The following is a 3,078-nucleotide window of genomic DNA, read 5'->3' on the forward strand; positions in this document are numbered from 1 at the left end:
CATGTGAGAGTAGGTCATCGTCAAGATTCATTTCGCAAAACCCCTATCTGCGTGAGCAGGTAGGGGTTTTGTCTTTCTGGTCCTCGAAAGAATCGCGCTTCCTCCTGTAGGAGCGGCCTTGTGCCGCGAAGCGGGCGCGCAGCGGCCGTAAGCCCAGGCGACGCGGTGCACCAGGGTGATCGGGGTGGCAGGGTTGGTGGCCGCTGCGCGGCACAAGGCCTCTTCTAGAAGACGCATCGAAAAAAATCATCTTCATCCCTATGGCTCCCGGATTGCCGCCTTTTCCTATGCAAGCCCCCTGACGCGTCGCTATCATGCCAGCCTTATTCCTGGTCGAGACTGGCATGCTGAAGTTGTTGAATCTCCTCAAGGATGGCCGGTTCCATTCGGGCCAGGCCTTGGGGGAAGCACTGGGGGTGAGTCGCAGCGCCGTGTGGAAACAGCTGCAACACCTGGAAAGCGAATTAAACCTTGTTATTCACAAGGTGCGCGGTCGTGGCTATCAGTTGGCTGCACCGCTTACCCTGCTCAACTCGCAATCGATCGCCGAATATGCGCACGGAGAAGCTTGGCCGCTCGCGATCCATGACACCATCGATTCGACCAACGCTGAAGCCTTGCGCTTGATCGGCGAAGGACGATCTGCGCCGTTCGTGGTGTTGGCCGAGCGTCAGAGCGCTGGCCGGGGGAGGCGAGGTCGCCAGTGGATAAGTCCGTTCGCTGAAAATCTCTATTACAGCCTGGTGCTGCGAGTGGATGGCGGCATGCGTCAGCTCGAAGGCCTGAGTTTGGTTGTTGGCCTGGCTGTCATGCGCACCCTCCAGGGGTTTGGCTTGGTAGGGGTCGGGTTGAAGTGGCCCAATGACCTATTGGTTGGTCAGCAAAAGATCGCGGGTATCCTCTTGGAGCTCGTCGGAGATCCTGCAGATGTCTGCCACGTCGTGCTGGGTATAGGCATCAACGTGAATATGCAGGTCAATGACCAGGTTGATCAGCAATGGACGTCAATGAGGCGTGAGGCCGGGATGATGGTCGATCGTAATCGTCTCGTCGCACAGCTCAACCAGCAACTGCAGCATGAGCTGGCTCGCCATCGTCGCTACGGTTTCGCGGCATTCCAGGAAGAATGGGAGCAGGCGAACCTTTGGCAGGGGCGAGCGGTATCGCTTGTTGCGGGTAACAACCGTATCGATGGTGTGGTGCTTGGGGTTGACGGGCAGGGCGCCCTACGCCTTGAGGTCGATGGCGTGGAAAAGAGCTTCAGTGCAGGAGAGCTCAGTTTGAGGTTGCGTGATGATTCTTGAGCTCGATTGCGGTAACAGCTTTATCAAGTGGCGGGTGATCCACGCCAGCGATGCAACCATCGTCGGCGGTGGCATTGTCGACTCAGACCAGGCATTGTTGGTCCAGGTCGCTGGACTGCCCGGCCAGCGGCTGATTGGCTGCCGCATGGTGAGCGTGCGCAGCGAAGATGAAACCGATGTGCTTTGCGCGCTACTGGAGCAGCGTTTCGGTGTGCGGGTGCAGGTTGCTCATCCCGCCCAGGAAATGGCTGGCGTGCGTAACGGGTATGACGACTACCAGCGCCTGGGCATGGATCGTTGGCTTGCCGCATTGGGTGCTTACCACCTGGCGAAAGGCGCCTGCCTTGTGATCGATCTGGGAACGGCGGCCAAGGCGGACTTCGTGGCTGCTGACGGTCAGCACCTCGGTGGGTACATCTGCCCAGGCATGCCGCTGATGCGCAGCCAACTGCGTACGCATACCCGCAGGATCCGTTACGACGATGCGTCAGCGGAACGCGCCTTGAGCAGCCTGGCTCCTGGGCATTCGACTGTTGAAGCGGTCGAGCGAGGTTGCGTATTGATGTTGCAAGGCTTTGCTCGTACGCAGATCGAGCAGGCGCGTGCGTTGTGGGGGGATGCGTTCTCCGTATTCCTTACCGGCGGTGATGCGCCCCTGGTGCAGGAGTCGGTCCCGCAGGCTCGGGTGATACCCGACCTGGTCTTCGTCGGCCTGGCCATGGCCTGTCCATTGGATTGAGGTGCCTATGCGTTGGTTGTTTCTGCTGTTGGTGGTGCTCAATGTCGTCTATTACGTCTGGCATCAGCAGGAAGCGCCGCTGAAGGCCAAGGAAGTGGCCCCTCTTTCTCTCTATAAAGGTAACCAGCAGGAGATTCGTCTGTTGCGTGAGACCGGAGCCTCTGCGTCGGCCAGGCGCCGTGAGGAGTGCCTGGTGGTAGGTGGGCTGGCGACCCAGGAACAGCTTGGAGCTCTGCGTCAGCGCCTGGTGAGCCTGGATATCGCTACAGTGCCGGTGGCGGGGCAGCTGCCCGGGGCAGAGGGGCGCTGGTTGAAGGTGGCCGCTGAAAGCGAGCGTTTGCTGGACTCTGCAGTCCTTTCCAGTCTTTCCAAGGATTTCAAAGACTTAAAACACAAAATTATTTTGTGCGAGGGTATTGCAACTGCCGAATAGCTTGATAGAATGGCGCCCGCTTCGCAGGGAACACCACTGAGGTGGTAGAACCGGAAGCTGTTGTCAAAGTAGCTAACCTCAAGATTTTAATGAGAAAAAGCTTGACAGCAGGACGGCAAGAGTTGAAAATGCCGCCCACACTTAGGAGGGGTTCCCGAGTGGCCAAAGGGATCAGACTGTAAATCTGACGTCTACGACTTCGAAGGTTCGAATCCTTCCCCCTCCACCAGTTTAGCGAGAGCCGCAAGCTCCGCGGGTATAGTTTAGTGGTAGAACCTCAGCCTTCCAAGCTGATGATGCGGGTTCGATTCCCGCTACCCGCTCCAAGTTTGCTGTTATTGCAAAAAGCGTTTCGCTCTTGTAGCTCAGTTGGTAGAGCACACCCTTGGTAAGGGTGAGGTCAGCGGTTCAAGTCCGCTCAAGAGCTCCATATAAACAAGGCAGATATGAAAATATCTGCCTTTGTTTTATCAGTAGCAATGACTATTTCTTCTGCGGAGGACTGTATCGATGGCTAAGGAAAAGTTTGATCGTTCCCTTCCCCACGTTAACGTCGGCACCATCGGCCACGTTGACCACGGTAAGACCACTCTGACCGCAGC

4 protein-coding genes and 3 tRNA genes are annotated in these 3,078 nt (G+C 57.4%); all 7 read left to right on the top strand.

What is annotated here, in order from left to right; all coding sequences use genetic code 11:
• Positions 1–344: 344 nt before the first annotated feature.
• Positions 345–1,304, top strand: coding sequence for a bifunctional biotin--[acetyl-CoA-carboxylase] ligase/biotin operon repressor BirA (birA, locus tag AC1MHZ_RS23275; RefSeq protein ID WP_084859033.1), 960 nt, complete (start codon positions 345–347; stop codon positions 1,302–1,304).
• A complete protein-coding gene (locus AC1MHZ_RS23280) occupies positions 1,294–2,043 on the top strand; it encodes a pantothenate kinase (protein WP_084859032.1) in 750 nt (249 codons plus the stop codon). The genes birA and AC1MHZ_RS23280 overlap by 11 nt, the downstream gene beginning before the upstream one ends.
• A gap of 7 nt (positions 2,044–2,050) precedes the next feature.
• A complete protein-coding gene (locus tag AC1MHZ_RS23285) occupies positions 2,051–2,476 on the top strand; it encodes a hypothetical protein (RefSeq protein ID WP_482967004.1) in 426 nt (141 codons plus the stop codon).
• 144 nt (positions 2,477–2,620) lie between these two features.
• Positions 2,621–2,705 (top strand) — tRNA-Tyr (locus AC1MHZ_RS23290).
• A gap of 23 nt (positions 2,706–2,728) precedes the next feature.
• Positions 2,729–2,802: transfer RNA gene (locus tag AC1MHZ_RS23295), tRNA-Gly, on the top strand.
• A gap of 28 nt (positions 2,803–2,830) precedes the next feature.
• A tRNA-Thr gene (locus AC1MHZ_RS23300) sits at positions 2,831–2,906 on the top strand.
• A gap of 80 nt (positions 2,907–2,986) precedes the next feature.
• The coding region (locus tag AC1MHZ_RS23305) for a GTP-binding protein (RefSeq protein WP_133295916.1) at positions 2,987–3,078 on the top strand (92 nt) is incomplete at its 3' end.

It is taken from the genome of Pseudomonas sp. FA-1 (genome assembly GCF_056856075.1).

What these genes read in the sequence shown, in the direction of transcription:
- birA (WP_084859033.1), top strand. Translation starts at nt 345, where the DNA reads ATGCTGAAGTTGTTGAATCTCCTCAAGGATGGCCGGTTCCATTCGGGC.
- AC1MHZ_RS23280 (WP_084859032.1), top strand. Translation starts at nt 1,294, where the DNA reads ATGATTCTTGAGCTCGATTGCGGTAACAGCTTTATCAAGTGGCGGGTG.
- AC1MHZ_RS23285 (WP_482967004.1), top strand. Translation starts at nt 2,051, where the DNA reads ATGCGTTGGTTGTTTCTGCTGTTGGTGGTGCTCAATGTCGTCTATTAC.